13 protein-coding genes are annotated in these 16,639 nt (G+C 71.7%); 7 read left to right on the forward strand and 6 right to left on the reverse strand.

The features are described from left to right. Positions 1–124: 124 nt before the first annotated feature. On the reverse strand, positions 125–1,888 hold the full coding sequence (locus ABD161_RS06360; RefSeq protein ID WP_344000759.1) for a proline--tRNA ligase: 1,764 nt from the start codon (positions 1,886–1,888) through the stop codon (positions 125–127). Between the two features lie 67 nt (positions 1,889–1,955). Here ABD161_RS06360 and ABD161_RS06365 point away from each other — a divergent pair, with 67 nt between their 5' ends. Beyond that, positions 1,956–3,383, forward strand: a complete 1,428-nt coding sequence (locus tag ABD161_RS06365; RefSeq protein ID WP_344000761.1) for an RNB domain-containing ribonuclease — start codon at positions 1,956–1,958, stop codon at positions 3,381–3,383. A gap of 6 nt (positions 3,384–3,389) precedes the next feature. Here ABD161_RS06365 and ABD161_RS06370 read toward each other — a convergent pair whose 3' ends face one another. After that, the gene (locus tag ABD161_RS06370; protein WP_344000763.1) at positions 3,390–3,869 is read right to left on the reverse strand and encodes a hypothetical protein; all 480 of its coding nucleotides are present in this window, start codon (positions 3,867–3,869) and stop codon (positions 3,390–3,392) included. 129 nt (positions 3,870–3,998) lie between these two features. Between ABD161_RS06370 and ABD161_RS06375 the strand changes: the two genes are divergently transcribed. Then, complete coding sequence (locus ABD161_RS06375; protein ID WP_344000765.1) at positions 3,999–4,922, forward strand: LLM class flavin-dependent oxidoreductase; 924 nt, start codon at positions 3,999–4,001, stop codon at positions 4,920–4,922. A 106-nt stretch (positions 4,923–5,028) separates the two neighbouring features. On the opposite strand, the gene ABD161_RS06380 is transcribed toward ABD161_RS06375, so the two are convergent. Both ABD161_RS06380 and ispG read right to left on the reverse strand, forming a co-directional pair. Then, the gene (locus ABD161_RS06380) at positions 5,029–5,664 is read right to left on the reverse strand and encodes an SIMPL domain-containing protein (protein WP_344000767.1); all 636 of its coding nucleotides are present in this window, start codon (positions 5,662–5,664) and stop codon (positions 5,029–5,031) included. 27 nt (positions 5,665–5,691) lie between these two features. Next, positions 5,692–6,822, reverse strand: a complete 1,131-nt coding sequence (gene ispG / locus ABD161_RS06385; RefSeq protein WP_344000784.1) for a flavodoxin-dependent (E)-4-hydroxy-3-methylbut-2-enyl-diphosphate synthase — start codon at positions 6,820–6,822, stop codon at positions 5,692–5,694. A 210-nt stretch (positions 6,823–7,032) separates the two neighbouring features. On the opposite strand from ispG, the gene ABD161_RS06390 reads away from it, so the two are divergent. Together ABD161_RS06390 and ABD161_RS06395 are read left to right on the forward strand one after the other, a co-directional pair. Further along, positions 7,033–8,409: an HNH endonuclease signature motif containing protein gene (locus ABD161_RS06390; RefSeq protein ID WP_344000769.1), complete on the forward strand. Its 1,377-nt coding sequence runs from the start codon at positions 7,033–7,035 to the stop codon at positions 8,407–8,409. A gap of 291 nt (positions 8,410–8,700) precedes the next feature. Continuing rightward, entirely contained in the window at positions 8,701–10,653 is a 1,953-nt protein-coding gene (locus ABD161_RS06395; RefSeq protein ID WP_344000771.1) for an anthranilate synthase family protein, read from the forward strand. Here the strand turns inward: ABD161_RS06395 and ABD161_RS06400 are convergent. Together ABD161_RS06400 and ABD161_RS06405 are read right to left on the reverse strand one after the other, a co-directional pair. Beyond that, positions 10,650–11,567, reverse strand: a complete 918-nt coding sequence (locus tag ABD161_RS06400; RefSeq protein WP_344000773.1) for a DMT family transporter — start codon at positions 11,565–11,567, stop codon at positions 10,650–10,652. The genes ABD161_RS06395 and ABD161_RS06400 overlap by 4 nt on opposite strands. Further along, the gene (locus ABD161_RS06405) at positions 11,567–12,856 is read right to left on the reverse strand and encodes a M50 family metallopeptidase (RefSeq protein ID WP_344000775.1); all 1,290 of its coding nucleotides are present in this window, start codon (positions 12,854–12,856) and stop codon (positions 11,567–11,569) included. Before ABD161_RS06405 ends, ABD161_RS06400 begins: the two co-directional genes overlap by 1 nt. 87 nt (positions 12,857–12,943) lie before the next feature. Here ABD161_RS06405 and ABD161_RS06410 point away from each other — a divergent pair, with 87 nt between their 5' ends. From ABD161_RS06410 to ABD161_RS06420, 3 genes are all read left to right on the forward strand, one after another. Next, positions 12,944–13,534: a hypothetical protein gene (locus ABD161_RS06410; RefSeq protein WP_344000778.1), complete on the forward strand. Its 591-nt coding sequence runs from the start codon at positions 12,944–12,946 to the stop codon at positions 13,532–13,534. Positions 13,535–13,661: 127 nt separating this feature from the next. Further along, positions 13,662–14,327 (forward strand): YcnI family copper-binding membrane protein, encoded by a 666-nt coding sequence (locus ABD161_RS06415; RefSeq protein ID WP_344000780.1) that lies wholly within the window; start codon positions 13,662–13,664, stop codon positions 14,325–14,327. A 78-nt stretch (positions 14,328–14,405) separates the two neighbouring features. Further along, positions 14,406–16,040, forward strand: coding sequence for a Mur ligase family protein (locus ABD161_RS06420; RefSeq protein WP_344000782.1), 1,635 nt, complete (start codon positions 14,406–14,408; stop codon positions 16,038–16,040). Positions 16,041–16,639 lie beyond the last annotated feature (599 nt).

Below are 16,639 nucleotides of genomic sequence, written 5' to 3' on the forward strand. Positions count from 1 at the left end.
CCCCAACTCTGCAGGGCCTCTGTTTCCGCACCCTGGCACGAAGGTTACGCGCAGGAGAACAAGCCGATATAAAGCACGGCCCCCACCCGCTCAGCGGGTGGGGGTCGGTGTCAGGTGAGCCGGATCAGCGCGCCGTGAGGCGGGCGACGGCGTCGGCCGCGGGAACGACCTCGCGCTCCCCCGTGCGGCGGTCCCAGAGCTCGACCTCGCCGTCCGCGGCACCGCGGCCGACGACCAGCAGCTGCGGCACGCCGATGAGCTCGGCGTCGCCGAACTTCACGCCGGGCGACACCTTGGGACGGTCGTCGAACAGCACGTCGAGACCGGCGGCCTCGAGCTGCGCGACGACGTCCTCGCCCAGGTTCAGCGCGTCGTCGCCCTTGCCCGTGGCGACCACGTGCACGTCGAACGGCGAGACCGAGGCGGGCCAGATGAGGCCCTTCTCGTCATTGTTCAGCTCGGCGATCGCGGCGAGGATGCGCGTCACGCCGATTCCGTACGAGCCCATGGTGACAGTGACGAGCTTGCCGTTCTGATCCAAGACCTTCAGGCCCAGCGCCTCGGCGTACTTGCGGCCGAGCTGGAACACGTGGCCGATCTCCATGCCGCGCTCGAGCGTGATCGGGGTGCCGTCGGGGGCGATGTCGCCCTCGCGGACCGTGGCGACATCCACGACGCCGTCGGCCGTGAAGTCACGGCCGTAGACGAGCGAGTGAAGGTGCTTCTCGTGCTCGTTCGCGCCGGTGACCCACGAGCTGCCCTCGACCACGCGCGGGTCGACGAGGTAGCGGATGCCGCTGGTGGACTCCTCCCCCAGCACGGCGCCCTGCGCCGACCAGGGGCCGATGTAGCCCTTCACCAGCGCGGGGTTGCGGGCGAAGTCGGCCTCGGTCGCGGGCTCGACCTCCGCCGGGGCGAAGGCCGCCTCGGCGCGCTTGCCGTCCACATCGCGGTCGCCCGGGACGCCGATGACGACGAGTTCGCGCGTCTTGTCGGGGTGCACGAGCGCGAGCACGACGTTCTTCAGCGTGTGCCCGGCGGTCCACTCACCCCCGGCAGGCGCCTCGAGGTGCAAGTTCAGGTGGTCGACGAGGGTCTGGATCGTCGGGGTCTGCGGCGAATCGAACACGACGGGAGCGCCATCCGGGATCGGCAGCGCCTCGGGAGCCGTGGTCTCGAACGCCTCGACGTTGGCGGTGTAGCCGCCGGCCGAGCGGACGAACGTGTCCTCGCCGATGGGCGTGGGGTGCAGGAACTCCTCCGACTTCGAGCCGCCCATGGCGCCCGCGTCGGCCTTGACGATGACGTACTCCATGCCGAGCCGCTGGAAGATCCGCTCGTATGCGTCGCGCTGCGCCTGGTACGACGCGTCGAGCCCCTCGTCGGTGTAGTCGAACGAGTAGGCGTCCTTCATCGTGAACTCGCGGCCGCGCAGGAGGCCCGCGCGGGGACGCGCCTCATCCCGGTACTTGTCCTGGATCTGGAAGATCGTCAGCGGCAGGTCCTTGTACGACGAGTACAGGTCCTTCACCAGCAGGGTGAAGGCCTCCTCGTGCGTGGGGGCGAGCAGGTAGTCGGCGCCGTGGCGGTCCTTCAGCCGGAAGATGCCGTCGCCGTACTCGGTCCAGCGGCCCGTCGCCTCGTAGGGCTCGCGCGGCATCAGCGCCGGGAAGTGCACCTCCTGGGCGCCCGCCGCCGCCATCTCCTCGCGGACGATCTGCTCGACCTTCGCCTTGACCCGCAGGCCCAGCGGCAGCCACGCGAAGATGCCCGGCGCCTGACGCCGGATGTACGACGCGCGCACCAGCAGCCGGTGGCTGTTGACCTCCGCGTCGGCGGGGTCCTCCCGGAGGGAGCGGAAGAAGAAGGAAGAGAGCCGCGTGACCATAGGTGACCAGTCTAGGGATCCGCGGACTCCGCGCTGGATCGATCGGCCGCGGTCATAGGCTGGCCGCATGCCGGCCCGCTACGCGCACCTGTCGCCGTCCGCCGTCCAGACCGCCCTGGCGGAGTCCCTCGCGGAGCTCCGCCGGGAGCTCGAGCTGCCAGAGGAGATGCCTGCCGACGTGATCTCCGAGGCGGAGGCGGTCGTGTCCTCCGGTGAGGCCGTGGACGGATCGGATGCGGATCGCGCGGACCTGCGCGATCTCGAGTTCCACACGATCGACCCCGAGGGATCGCGCGACCTGGATCAGGCGCTGTGCATCGAGCACAGCGGATCGGGTTTCGTCGTCCACTATGCGATCGCCGATCTGGCGGCCTTCGTGCGCCCCGGCGGTGCGATCGACGCCGAGACCCGCGAGCGCGGGCAGACGCTGTACGCGCCGGACGGCTCGGTGCCGCTGCATCCGAAGGTGCTCTCGCACGGCGCCGCCTCGCTGCTGGCGGAGCAGGATCGCCGGGCGTACGTGTGGCGGTTCGCCCTCGACGCCGAGGGCGCCCAGCACGAAGCGGCGCGGCCGCCGGTGCGCGCCTGGGTGAGGTCGCGCCGACAGTGGACGTACGTCGAGGCCCAGACGGCCGTCGACGACGGCACGGCCCCTGCCCCGATCGCCCTCCTCGCCGAAGTCGGCCCCGCGCTCATCACCCAGGAGGCCGCGCGCGGAGGCGCCAGCCTGAACTCGCCGGAGGAGGAGATCGTCGCCACCCCCGACGGCTACGACCTGCGGGCGCGGGTCACGCTTCCCATCGAGGACTGGAACGCGCAGATCTCGCTGATGACCGGAATGGCCGCCGCGGCGATCATGCTCGAGCGGGGCGCCGGCATCCTGCGCACACTGCCCCCGGCGGACGCCGAGGCGATCGCGGAGTTCCGTCGCCGGGTCGACGTGATCGGGCACCCCTGGCCCGAGGACATGCCGTACGGCGAGTATCTGCGCCGGGTGGACCACGCCGATCCCGCCGCGCCCGCGATCATGCAGGCCGCGAGCGGGCTGTTCCGCGGCGCCGACTACGTCGCGTTCGACGGTGAGCCGCCCGCGCAGCTCGAGCAGGCGGCGATCGCCGCGCCCTACGCGCACACCACCGCTCCCCTGCGTCGGCTCGTCGACCGGTTCGTGCTCGCCATGTGCACGGACGCGCCCACCTGGGCGCGGGAGGCGCTTCCCACGCTCCCCGACATCATGCGCCGCACCGGGTCGCTGGCCAACCGCCTGGAGGCAGGCGCCGTCGACCGCGTCGAGGCGGCCGTCCTCCACTCGCGCGTCGGCGACGAGTTCGATGTCGTAGTGGTCTCGCAGACGAAGGGCGGCTCGCGCATCCAGCTCGCCGACCCGTTCGTCACCGCGACGGTCTCCGGATCGCACGAGCCGGGATCCCGGATCCGCGTGCGCGTCACCGAGGCGGACATCGCCGGCGGCCGCGTGACGTTCGCGGTCGCCTGAGGCCGATCAGAAGCGAGCGGCCGCCTCGACGCCGAGCATCGCCAGCACGCCGAACACGATCCCCCACAGGATGATCGAGATCACCTGCCAGAAGATCACGGCGTTGCGCGACGCACCGAAGCCGACGATCGCCGCCGAGGTGATCTGGCTGGGAAGCACCAGCTGACCCAGCAGGCTCACTCCGGGGACGCCGAAGCGCTCGAACCGCTCCTTGAGCTTCGCCCGGCGGGGTGACAGCGGCTTCGCCTCGCGGTTCTTCGTCGCCGCGTGGCGGACGCCGTGCGCGCTGAAGACGAAGATCAGCATCGAGATCACATTGCCGACGATCGCGGCGGGCACCGCCACCCACGGCGACAGCCCGGCCACAACGCCGATGAACGAGCCGAAGTACGACTCGACGAACGGGATCGCGCCCAGCAGGATCACCCCCAGCCACTGCAGCGCGGGCGGAAGGGACTCGGTGAAGGACTGCAGGCTGTCGAGCACGGGGATTCTCCTCTGTTCGGCGGTCTGCTTCGACGCTAGGGACGCGGCCGCGGCGCCGCCTCCCCCGAGCGACGGATCCTGCTGCATCGCTCGGCTGATCCCGTGTCCGCGCTGGGTACGCTCGGGAACATGAAGTTCAGTCTCTGGCTCCCCGCGAACCTGCCCTGGAACGACCTGCGCGCCGCCGCCACTCACGCGGCCGGCGCCACGTCCGGGGCGGCGAGCTGGCGCGGGCTCTGGCTCGAGGACCATTTCATGGACAACACCGCCGAGCCGAACGACGGCGCGCGCGGCGAGTGCCTGACGCAGCTGACCGCCCTCGCGGCGACGGTGCCGGACGTGCGGATCGGATCGCTCGTGCTCGGCAACACCTACCGCCATCCGGCGGTCGTCGCGAAGCAGGCGGCCGCGCTCAGCGACATCTCCGACGGGCGATTCGTGCTCGGTGTGGGTGCGGGGTGGCAGGAGAACGAGCACCGCGCGTTCGGACTCGAGTTCGGGGATGTGCCGAGTCGGATCCGCTGGTTCCGCGAGGCCCTGCAGGTGTGGACGTCGCTGCGCGACAGTGCGCTCGACGGCAGCGGGTTCGCGGACTTCGACGGCGAGCGCTACCGGCTCGAGCACGCGTCGCTGAACCCGAAGCCGCACGCGACCCTGCCGATCCTGATCGGCGGCAAGGGCGAGAAGGTCATGCCGAAGCTCGTCGCGCGCTACGCCGACGAGTGGAACATGTGGTCGACGCCGGACGTCTTCGCGCAGAAGAACCGGATCTTCACCGCCGCCCTCGAGGACGCCGGGCGCGAGCCGGAATCGCTCTGGCGCACCACACAGGCGCTCGTCTTCTTCGACGACAAGGCCCGGGCCGCGGAGATGGCCGAGAAGGGCCGTCCGGCGATCGGCGGCAGCGCCGGGGAGCTCGTCGAGTTGATGGGCGAGTACGCCGAGGCCGGCGTGGACGAGTTCATCCTGCCGCTCACGACGATCCGCGACGTCGCGAAGCTCAACGACCTCGGCGACCGGTTCCTCACCGAAGTCGCAGCGCTGGTTCCCTGACGTCTGACCCCGAAGTGCCGGATCGATGCGGCAACTTGGGGACACACCCGACGCCGTGACCCCGACGTGCCGGATGGAAGCGGCACCTCGGGGACAAGGCGGAGAGTCAGAGCTCGAACGTCGCGACGATCGCCGCCTCGACCTCGATCTCGGGTGTCGTGAAACCCGCGACACCGGCGGCATCCGCGCGCGCGAACATCGGGATGCCGGGGCCTCCCCCGTGCACCTGCCGCTCGACGACGACGCGCAGCTCGGGCTGCGCGTGCACACCGGGACGGATCGCCGCGGCGTACGAGCTCGCGCGCCGCACGGCATCCTGCACAGCGAGAACGCGCGCGGCATCGAGGAGACCCTCGCGGCTCTCGTCCGACAGCTCCCAGCGCACCTGCTGCACCCCCACGTCGGCCCGCGTGGCGAACGCCGACACATCCGCGGTCAACGCCTCGAGGTTGGTGAAGGTGAGCGTGATCGTCGACGTCAGGTGATGGATCGGCGCGCCCCGCTGATCCGGCCCGGCGGAGGGAGAGTCGGTCCACGCCCACGGACTGCCGACCTCGAAGACGACGATGGCGCCCGACTCGCGGCGCTCGCGCGCGATCGCGGCGAGCTCGTTGTGGATCTCGGCGTGGCGGCGGACGACGTCGTCGCGGTCGGTGCCGTGGATCGCGACGTCGAGAGCGAGGGCGCCGCGCTCGGCCTGCTGGGTGAGGCGGTGCGTCCCCTCGACCGTGATGGTGACCATGGCCGGAGCCTAGTCTCGCGGTGCGCGTCAGGCGGTGATGACCTGCGCCGTGCCGAGCTGGGCATCCGGGCCCATCTCGTCGGCGATGCGGCGGGCCTCCTGGATGAGCGTCTCGACGATCTCCGCCTCGGGCACCGTCTTGATGACCTCGCCCTTGACGAAGATCTGGCCCTTGCCGTTGCCGCTCGCGACGCCGAGGTCTGCCTCGCGCGCCTCACCCGGGCCGTTCACGACGCAGCCCATGACGGCGACGCGGAGCGGGACGGTGACGTCCTTCAGACCCTCGGTGACGTTCTCGGCGAGCGAGTAGACGTCGACCTGGGCGCGACCGCAGGACGGGCACGAGACGATCTCGAGCTTGCGCTCACGCAGGTTCAGCGACTGCAGGATCTGGTGGCCGACCTTGACCTCCTCGACCGGAGGCGCCGAGAGCGAGACGCGGATCGTGTCGCCGATGCCCTCGGACAGCAGGATGCCGAACGCGGTGGCGCTCTTGATCGTTCCCTGGAAGGCGGGGCCCGCCTCGGTGACGCCGAGGTGAAGCGGCCAGTCGCCCCGCTCGGCGAGCTGCCGGTAGGCCTTGACCATCACGATCGGGTCGTTGTGCTTCACCGAGATCTTGAAGTCGTGGAAGTCGTGCTCCTCGAACAGGCTCGCCTCCCACACGGCCGACTCGACGAGCGCCTCGGGCGTCGCCTTGCCGTACTTCTCGAGCAGGCGGCGGTCGAGGGATCCGGCGTTCACACCGATCCGCAGGGACACGCCGGCGGCCTTCGCGGCCTGCGCGATCGCGCCGACCTGGTCGTCGAACTTGCGGATGTTGCCGGGGTTCACGCGCACCGCGGCACAGCCGGCGTCGATCGCCTGGAAGACGTACTTCGGCTGGAAGTGGATGTCGGCGATGACCGGGATCTGGCTCTTCTTCGCGATGATGTGCAGCACATCCGCGTCGTCCTGGCTCGGCACCGCGACGCGCACGATCTCGCAGCCGGACGCCGTGAGCTCGGCGATCTGCTGCAGCGTTGCGTTGATGTCCGTCGTCGGCGTCGTGGTCATCGACTGGACGCTGACGGGAGCGTCGCCGCCCACGAGCACCTTGCCCACCCGGATCTGGCGGGACTTGCGACGGGGGGCGAGCGTTACGGGGACGCGGGGCATCCCGAGGTTCACGGCTGGCACGCCTCAAGGTTACGCCGCGCGGATGAAGCGAGGCTGGACGTGGCGACGGCGGCCGATATCGGGGTCGCGGGGGCGGGTCTGTCGTCCACAGGATCGGCCCAGAGGGACTTATCCACCGTTTCCGGGGTTTTGCCTACTGACCTGGGGATAGCGCGACGGAATGTCGGTGGCCCCGAGCAGGATGGGGGCATGGACTTCCTCACCGAGCTGCGTGGCCGCGTAGACGCTGTGACGTCCTTCTCGCGGCTCGACGCGGAGGCGGCCTCGGCCCTGCGCGACGACGACGTGGTCGGCGTGCTGCAGGCGGCAGCGGAGCTTGTGCGGGCGGGGCAGACGCTGCAGGCCCTGGTGGCGGTGGTGGCCGCGGCACGCTCGCGACGGGAGGCCGGGCACGACGGGCTTGCCCAGTCGCGCGGGCACCGCAACACGGTCGAGATGGTGCAGGAGCTGTCGGGCGGGTCGAAGGCCGACGCCGCGCGACAGGTGCGGCTGGGGCAGGTGCTTCTCGAGGGGCTGCCCGGTTCGGCAGCGCCGGACGCGGAGGCCGACGTGCCGGTGGCGACGTGGCATGACCCGTTGGATCGGGCGCTCTTGGACGGCGCGATCACGGCGCCGCAGTCGGACGCGATCCTGCGCGGGCTGGGGGTTCCGCCCGAGGACGGCGCGGAAGTGTGGCGCGTCGCGTGTGAGCAGCTGCTGCGGGAGGTGCCGCACCGGACGGTCGAGGAGCTGCGGCTGGCCGCGCAGTGTGTGCGGGACGAGCTGGACCCGGAGGGGGCAGAGGAGCGGTTCCTGGCGCGGTTCGAGCGGCGGGCGTTTCGGATGTGGACGGATGCCGACGGGGTGCAGCGGGCGAGTCTGGTCTGCGATGACGAAGGCGGCGCATTCCTCCGCGCCGTGATCGATGCGGCGATGCGACCCCGGCGCGGCGGGCCCCGGTTCGTGGACTCCGCCGAGCGGGAGCGGGCCAAGGCGCTGGTGGATGACCCTCGCTCGAACGACCAGCTCGCCTACGACATGATGATGGACGTGCTCCGAGCCGGGGCGGTCGCGGACGCCGAGAAGGTGTTCGGCACCCGGCAGCCCGGGGTGCGGGTGGTGGTCGTGAAGGACGCACCCGTCGGGCACACGGAGGACGGCGGGCACCCGCTGCCGGCGCCCGCGATCGAGCAGGCGATCTGCACCACGGGTGTGCTTGAGGTCACCGTCGACTCGTGCGGCAACCCGCTGGACGTCGGGCGAGAGCAGCGGCTGTTCACGCCGAAGCAGCGCATCGCCCTGGCAGTGCGGGACGGTGGATGCATGTGGCCCGGGTGCGCGACGGTCGCCTCGTACTGCGAGGCCCACCACATCGACGAGTGGGCAGCGCACGGCGGGCGGACCGATGTCGGACGCGGGGTGCTGCTGTGCCGGTTCCACCACATGAACCTCCACCACCGCAGGCACCGGATCACACGTACCGGAGCGGGCGCGTTCATGCTGCACCCGCCCGACGGACCGCCGGTCGAGCTGCGACCGAACTCGCCGCGCCGGTGGATGTGGAACCCACCGCCCCGGGCCGCATGAGGCGGAGGCGGGGCGGAGCGGGGCGGGTCGACGCGCGACGGAAACGCGCCGCGCCGCATACGGAAGGGGACGCTGCGCCGCGGCGCGCGACGCCCCCCCATCCGCTGGCCGTCAGATCGGGCACCGGGGCGCAGCCGATCCGGGCGCTGTGGTACGTTTCGTGGCATGTCCGCGAACCTCACCTCCTGGTGGCCCGCCTCCTAAGGCGGTGCTTTCGCGAACTCGAGAACAGACCGCCGCTCCAGGCGGTCTTTCTGCATGTCAGGCCGCCGTACCGCTGAGGAGAACCCGATGACCGGGCCCGCCACCGCCGACCTGATCGCCCGTCTCGCCGACGATCCCACCGCGTCCTTCGCGCTGATCGCGCGCGCGGGCGCATCCGGATCCGTCGAATCGGTCGAGGTGCTGACCGGCCCGATCCAGGACGTCGACCTGCTCGCCGACATCCCGCTCCACTACCCCGACGGCGCTGCCCGCGAGGTGCTCGCCCTGGTGCCGTACCGGCAGGTGCGCGAGCGCGGCTTCGAGGCGCACGACGACGGCGCTCCGCTGCGCTGCCTGATCGTCGACTCCCGGGCGCGGGTCGACCTCGCCGACGCGATGGCGGCGCTGCCGACCGAGCCCGTGCCGCTCACGGACGCCGGGTTCGACATCCCGGACGACGAGTACGCCGAGATCGTGCGCCGCGTCATCACCGACGAGATCGGCCGCGGCGAGGGCGCGAACTTCGTCATCCGGCGCGACTACACCGCCGGCGTCGACGCCGACCCGCGGGTCGCGGCGCTCACCTGGTTCCGCGCGCTGCTGCAGCACGAGCGGGGCGCGTACTGGACATTCGCGATCGTCACGCCCGGCCACGTCGCGGTCGGCGCGAGCCCCGAGGCGCACGTCACGGCGCACGCCGGCGCACCCGGCGAGCCGAGCGTCGTCACGATGAATCCCATCTCCGGCACGTTCCGCCACCCCGCGGGCGGCGCCACGGCCGACACGCTCGCGGCGTTCCTCACCGACACCAAGGAGACCGAGGAGCTCTTCATGGTGGTCGACGAGGAGCTCAAGATGATGAGCGCCGTGTGCAGCGACGGCGGGCGGATCACCGGCCCGCACCTCAAGGAGATGTCGCGGCTGACGCACACGGAGTACATGCTGCGCGGCGTCAGCCGGCTCGACCCCCGCGACATCCTGCGCGAGACGATGTTCGCCCCCACAGTGACCGGCTCCCCCATGCAGAACGCGTGCGCGGTCATCCGGCGGCACGAGCTCACGCCGCGCGGGTACTACTCCGGCGTCGCGGCGCTGTTCACGCCGCGCGCCGACGGCGGGCACGACCTCGACGCGCCCATCCTGATCCGCACCGCCTACCTCGTCGACGGGCGCCTCCGCGTGCCCGCCGGCGCGACGCTCGTGCGGCACTCCAACCCCGACGGCGAGGTGTCCGAGACCCACGGCAAGGCCGCCGGCGTGCTCGGCGCGATCGGGGCCGTCCCCCGCGACGTCCCGGCACCGGATCCGGATCAGCCGACGCCCGTCAGGCGACCGCTCGCGGAGGACCCGCGGATCGCGGATCTGCTCGCCTCGCGCAACGCGCGCCTCGCGCCGTTCTGGCTCGAGCCGCAGGGGGCGGAGCCTGGCCCGCTCTCCGGCCGATCGGCACTCGTGGTCGACGCCGAGGACCGCTTCACCACGATGCTCGCGCACCAGCTTCGCCACCTCGGCCTCGACGTGCGCATCGCGCACTGGTCCGACGTGACCGACGCGGAGGTCGACGCCGCCGAGCTCGTCGTCTCGGGCCCCGGCCCCGGCGACCCGCGCGACGTCGCCAGCCGGCGCATCGCCCGGATGCGCGACCTCGTTCAGCGCCGCCTCGACGCCGGAAGACCGCTGCTCGCGGTGTGCCTGAGCCACCAGATCCTCGCGGACCGCATCGGGATCTCCCTCGCGCCGCTCGCGAGCCCCCACCAGGGGCTGCAGAAGACCGTCGACGTGTTCGGCGAGCCGGCGTCGATCGGGTTCTACAACACCTTCACGGCGCGGGTGATGCCCGGGGTCTCGAAGCTCACGCCGAGCGAGACCCGCTGCGGGAAGGTGGGGGTCGTCGAGGTGTCGGCCGAGCCCGCCACGGGAGACGTCTACGCCCTGCGCGGCCGCGGGTTCGCGTCGGTGCAGGGGCACCTCGAGTCGATCCTGTCGCGCGACGGGATGCGCACGCTCGAGCGGCTCGTGCTGCACGCGCTCTCGCTCTAGCCGGCGCGGGCGTCACCCCGCTCGACGACCGGGCGGGTGCGCTCCCGGGGCGTTTCCTGTGCCAGCACGACCCCGGCGAGCACGAGCACGCCGCCGACCACCTGCGGCACCGTGACCGCCACTCCCAGCAGCACCGTGGCGATGGCGGTGAACACCGTGATGAGGTTCAGCGAGACCCCGGCCTGCGCCGGCGGCACGCGCTGCAGCGCGTAGTTCCACAGCACGTACGACGCGATCGAGGGGAACACCGCGATGTACGCGAGCGACCAGCCGCCCGCGGCGGTCTCCGGCAGCCGCAGCCCCTGCACCAGCACGACCGGCGTCAGCGCGGCCACCACGAACGCCCCCTGGACGGCGACCGCAGAGATGGGCGGAAGCCGCGGGCCGGTCCGGCCGATGATCGTGTAGGCGGTCCACGCGACGATCGCGCCGACCATCACGAGGCTGCCGATCTTCGGCGGATGCTCCAGGATCGTCAGCGGCCGGCCGCCGGAGATGATCCAGAACACGCCCGCGAAGGCGAGCAGGATGCCGGCGACGCCGCGCCATCCGAGCCGCGCCCCGAGGAACAGCACAGCCGCGATCGCGATGAGCGCGGGGTTGAAGGCGTTGATCAGCGACAGCTGGAACGGCGTCTCCGTGCCGAGCGCGGCGTAGAGCAGCAGGTTGTACCCCGCGACGCCGATCAGACCGAGCAGCAGCAGCCTCGGCCACTGCCGCAGCACGTCGCGCCACCGGGGGCGCTCGATCAACTGAGCGATCACAAACAGCGGCACCACGGCGAGCGCCCAGCGCAGCCAGGTGAGGCTGACCGGATCCGTCTCGCCGACGGCGATCACGCCGAGCAGGTAGTTGCCCGCCCACGCGAGGGTCGCGCCGACGAGCGCGAGGTACCCGAGGCCCCTCCCCCGCATCAGCCGGCGATGCTGATCGGGTTGAAGATGTCGGCGGCGAACAGCAGCGCCCCCATGCCGATCATCAGCACAACGACCAGCAGCGCCACCGGCACAAAACGCGTCGCGTCGGCGGGCGCGGGCTCGGGGGCGCCGCGCAGACGCGCCCAGGCGCGCTTGATCCCGTCCCACAGCGCGATCGCGACGTGGCCGCCGTCGAGCGGCAGCAGCGGGATGAGGTTGAACACAAACAGGGCGATGTTGACCGAGGCCAGAAGGCCCACCATCGCCGACACGCGATCCAGGATGGGCGCCTCCGCCGCGGCCACCTCGCCCGCGAGCCGGCCGACCCCGACCACGCTCAGCGGGCCGTCAGGGTCGCGCTCCTGGCCCGTGAACAGGTCGACGGCGGTGTCCCAGAGGCGCACCGGGAGCTGCAGGATGATGCCCGCCACGCGGCCGAGCCCGTCGATGGTCGCCTCGGCGCCGGTCCAGATCGGCTGCTGCACGCGCTCGACGGCCGAGGTCATGCCCGCGAAGCCGACCTCCTGCGTGGTGACGGTGCCGTCCTCGCCGGCGAGCTCGCGCTCGGCGAGCACGGGCGTGATCGTCAGGTCCACCTCGGCACCGTCGCGCATCACCTCGAGCGACAGCGGCTCGCCGGGGTTCGCCTGGATGATCTTCGACGCCTCGGCGAACGTGGCGATGTCCGTGCCGCCGACCGAGAGCAGCCGGTCACCCGGCCGCAGGCCCGCCGCGTATGCCGGCGCGGGCGGATCGTCCTCGCCGCACTCCGTGGCGGCCGAGCCGGCGGGCACCACGCACTCGCTGACCGCGTCGATCGTGGTCGTCGTCTGGTTCATCCCGATGCCCGAATAGAGGACGGTGAACAGGATGAGGGCGAGCAGCAGGTTCATGAACGGGCCGCCCAGCATCACGACGATCCGCTTCCACACGGGGAGCCGGTAGAACGCCCGGGAGTCGTCGACGCCGACGAGGGTCTCGTGGTTCGCGTCTCGCGCATCCTGCACGAGGGTCGCCAGCACGCCGCGGGCGCGGGTCTTCTTGCGCACCGGAGCGTACATGCCCGCCATCGAGATGTAGCCGCCGATGGGAAGCAGCTTGACGCCGTACTCGGTCTCGCCGATCTGCTTCGACCAGACGACCGGTCCGAGGCCGACCATGTACCGGCTCGTCTGCACGCCGAAGCGCTTGGCCGGCACCAGATGACCGATCTCGTGCAGGGCGATCGACACGGCCAGCCCGATCACCACAACGAGCACACCGATCACGAACGCGAGGACAGCCACGCGTCAACGGTACTGCCGGCTTGCTTTGAGAACGGTCCGACCGCCGCACGGGCGGGCGCCCGGACCGCGCCGGGTAGATTCGAGGATGTGACAACCCGGCAGCAGCGCGTCCTCCGCGGCGCCGTCGCCGCCGCGGTCGCCACGCTCCTCGCCGCAACCTCGCACACGATCGCCGGTGCGCCCGCGCCCGCGCCGCTGCTCATCGGGCTGATGATGGCCCTGCTCACTCCGGTCGCCGGTTCTCTGGCGGGGCCGCGACCGAGTCTCGTCCGCCTCGCCGCCGCGGTGATCGTCAGCCAGGTCGCCTTCCACGGCGCGTTCCAGCTGCTGGGGTCGCCGACGGGCGTCGGGATGTCCCCCGCCACGGCACACGCGCACGCCCACGGCGCCGTCGACCCGACGATGCTGCAGGTGACCGCGGCCGCACCGGAGGGCGTCGGCATGTACGTGGCGCACGCGATCGCCGCCGTGCTGACGATCGCACTGCTGTGGCGCGGCGAACGGGTGGTGCATGCGATCGCCCGCGAGACCCTGCGGGTGCTCCGTCGCGCCGAGGCTCCCCGGCCCGCGCTCATCCCGGATCCGCCGGCCGCCTTCGCCTCGCCGGTGCGCCCGTCCGCGCCCCGGCTCCTCCTCTCCGTCTCCTGGCGCGGACCGCCGGCGTCGCTCCGCGCCTGACACCCGCACGCCCCTTGGGCGCGCGGTGATCGGCGCATGCGATTCCCCACCTCTTCGCGAGCGCAGTCCGCACCGCCGGCGCGCGCGTCCGTCGCGCACGCTCGCATCCGATCCAGGAGACATCACCATGACCACCACCCGCACCCGCATCGCCGCCGGCTTCACCCTCGCCGCCGGCCTCGTCCTCGCCGCCCCGCTCGCCGCCAGCGCGCACGTCACCGTCACACCGGATGCCCCGGTCGCCGGCGGCTACGACGTGCTGACGTTCGCGTTCGGCCACGGCTGCGACGGCTCCCCCACGACGGCGCTGCAGATCGACATGCCCGACGGCCTCGACTCGGTCACCCCGACGATCGAGCCCGGCTGGAGCATCGACGTCCAGCGCGACGAGCAGAACGGGCTCGTGTCGCAGGTGACCTACACCGCCGACGAGCCGGTGGCGGACGACCGCCGCGCGACGATCGAGCTCAGCGTGAAGTACGCCGAGGACGTCGCGGACACCCTGGCCTTCCCGGTCGAGCAGGTCTGCGCCGAGGGCTCCACCTCGTGGTCCGAGCTCGTGGCCGAGGGCGAGGACCCGCACAGCGTCGACCACCCCGCGCCGACCGTGACGCTCGGCGTCGCGGCAGCGGGACACGACGCGGAGGCGGCCGCTGCCCCCGAGGCGTCTGCCGAGACGGAGCCGGCGGCCGACCCGCTGCCCCTCGCGCTCGGCGGCGCCGGGCTCGCCGCGGGCCTCGCCGCCCTCGTCGTGGCGGTGCTCGCGCTGCGCCGCACCTCGCGCCGCAGCTGACGCACACCCGCCCCGGCGTCACCCCGTCACGGGGTGCCGCTGGGGCGGTGCCGCCCGGCGTGAGAAACTGGTCGGGCCATGACGAAGCCTGCCTCGAACATCCCGCCGGTCCTGCGTCCGGAGAACCCGCCGAAGCGGACTCTGTCCGAGCTCGCCGAGCGCTTCGGGCGCGACAGCCGCGGCTCGCTCGAGGGCGTCGAGGTGCGCGGCGTCACCCTCGCAACCAGCGACCTCCACCCCGGCGAGGTGTTCGTCGCCATCAACGGGCGCAACCGCCACGGAGCGGAATTCGCCCAGGCCGCGGCCGACGCCGGAGCGGTGGCGATCGTCACCGACGCGGCCGGTGCGGACATCGCCGAGCCCGCCGGCCTGCCCATCGTGATCGTCGACGATCCGCGCGGCATGCTCGGCGAGCTGTCGAAATGGGCCTTCGGGACCGACCACGACCTGCCCATCCTGCTCGGCACCACCGGCACCGACGGCAAGACGAGCATCACGCACATCCTCGACGGCATCCTGACGCAGATGGGCGTTGTGGCGGGCATCTCGTCGTCGGCGCTGCGCACCATCGCCGGCGAATCGGTCCAGGCGCGCCTGACCACGCCCGAGGCCTATGAGATGCACGCCCTCCTCGCCGTGATGCGCGAGCGCCACGTGGAGGCCGCCGCGATCGAGGTCAGCGTCCAGGCGATCATGCGGCACCGCGTCGACGCCATCGTCTTCGACGTGAGCGCGTTCACCAACCTCAGCCACGACCACATGGACGACTTCTCCGGCATGGAGGAGTACCTCGAGGCGAAGCTGCCCCTGTTCCGCCCGGATCGCGCGCGCCGCTCGGTGGTCTCGCTCGACACGCCCGCGGGCGCCACCGTCGTCGAGCGCGCCGAGGTGCCCGTCGTCACGATCGCGACGCCCGCGATCGCCGTGGATCAGGATCTCGCCGCGACCGCGGAGTGGACCGTCACCGTGCACGAGGAGACCCTCGACGGCACCGGCTTCACGCTCGCGAACAACAAGGACGGCCGCACGTTCACCACGTTCGTGCCCGTGATCGGCCCGCACATGGCCGCGAACGCGGGCATGGCGATCGTGATGCTGCTCGAGGCCGGCTACTCGTGGGAGCGGATCACCGGCGCGATCGAGAAGGACGGCGCCATCAGGGCGCACCTGCCCGGCCGCGCCGAGCGCATCCACGGCGAGGGAGACGGCCCCGCCGTCTACGTCGACTTCGGCCACACCCCCGTCGGCATCGAGAAGACGCTCGAGGCGGTGCGCCGCGTCACGACCGGCAAGCTCGTCGTGATGATGGGCGCCGACGGCAGCCGCGACACCACCAAGCGCTTCGCGATGGGCAAGGCCGCCGCCCAGTACGGCGACGTGGTCATCATCACCGACCACAACCCGCGCTGGGAGGACCCGGCCGTCGTGCGCCGGATGCTGCTCGAGGGCGCCTGGTCGCTGAAGTCGGAGGACGAGGCCTACGAGGTCGTCCCACCCGAGAAGGCGATCGTCGACGCCGTCGGCCTCGTCGGTCCCGGCGACGCCATCATGTGGTTCGGCCCCGGCCACCAGGACCACCGCGAGGTGCAGGGAGTCCGGCTGTTCTACTCGGGCCGCGAGCTCGCGCGCCGCGCGCTCATCGACGCCGGCTGGCCGGTGGGCGAGCGGAGCTGGCGGGACCCGTACGAGGCACAGGAAGCCGCCGAGGCATAGCCCGCGCGTTCTTCTCTCCGCTTCGCGGGGTAGTGGATCGTGCGTGCGCGATCCTTCACCCGCGTTCTCTTGTCCGCTTCGCGGGTAGTGCATCGTACGTGCGCGATCCTTCACCCGCGTTCTTTCCTCCGCTTCGCGGGTAGTGCATCGTGCGTGCGCGATCACTCGTGCCAACGCTTCGCGCCGGCACTCATGATCGCGGGCTGTCGCTGCGCTCCATCCCTTGACGGACGTCACCTTCTCGAGGTGGTCGGCAGTCGCTGCGCTCCACGCTCGCCGCGCTCGCACAGGGATATATGTCGGTTCCCTTTCCGGCTTCGCGGGTAGTGGATCGCACATGCCTGATCTCTCGCCCGCGTTCTGTTCTCCGCTTCGCGGTGTAGTGCGTGGCGTCTGCACGAGCTCCGTTCGGGAAAGGGCCGGGAGTCGTTGCACCGACCGTCGACCACACTCGCAACGGCAATTACAGGGCGCGGTCGGCGGGCCTGCGGCCGGTCATCTCGACTCGCTTCGCTCGCTCGACAACCGGTGGTGTGTTATGTCTCAGGACATCGGTGACAGTTCTGCATCAGGACATCGGTGACACTTCGGGTTGGTTT

Source organism: Microbacterium paludicola, assembly GCF_039529675.1.
GTDB lineage: Bacteria > Actinomycetota > Actinomycetes > Actinomycetales > Microbacteriaceae > Microbacterium > Microbacterium paludicola.

Coding starts and splice junctions, on each gene's coding strand:
- ABD161_RS06360 (WP_344000759.1), bottom strand. CDS start 1,888: ATGGTCACGCGGCTCTCTTCCTTCTTCTTCCGCTCCCTCCGGGAGGAC.
- ispG (WP_344000784.1), bottom strand. CDS start 6,822: ATGCCCCGCGTCCCCGTAACGCTCGCCCCCCGTCGCAAGTCCCGCCAG.
- ABD161_RS06380 (WP_344000767.1), bottom strand. CDS start 5,664: ATGGTCACCATCACGGTCGAGGGGACGCACCGCCTCACCCAGCAGGCC.
- ABD161_RS06400 (WP_344000773.1), bottom strand. CDS start 11,567: ATGCGGGGGAGGGGCCTCGGGTACCTCGCGCTCGTCGGCGCGACCCTC.
- ABD161_RS06375 (WP_344000765.1), top strand. CDS start 3,999: ATGAAGTTCAGTCTCTGGCTCCCCGCGAACCTGCCCTGGAACGACCTG.
- ABD161_RS06415 (WP_344000780.1), top strand. CDS start 13,662: ATGACCACCACCCGCACCCGCATCGCCGCCGGCTTCACCCTCGCCGCC.
- ABD161_RS06395 (WP_344000771.1), top strand. CDS start 8,701: ATGACCGGGCCCGCCACCGCCGACCTGATCGCCCGTCTCGCCGACGAT.
- ABD161_RS06390 (WP_344000769.1), top strand. CDS start 7,033: ATGGACTTCCTCACCGAGCTGCGTGGCCGCGTAGACGCTGTGACGTCC.
- ABD161_RS06420 (WP_344000782.1), top strand. CDS start 14,406: ATGACGAAGCCTGCCTCGAACATCCCGCCGGTCCTGCGTCCGGAGAAC.
- ABD161_RS06365 (WP_344000761.1), top strand. CDS start 1,956: ATGCCGGCCCGCTACGCGCACCTGTCGCCGTCCGCCGTCCAGACCGCC.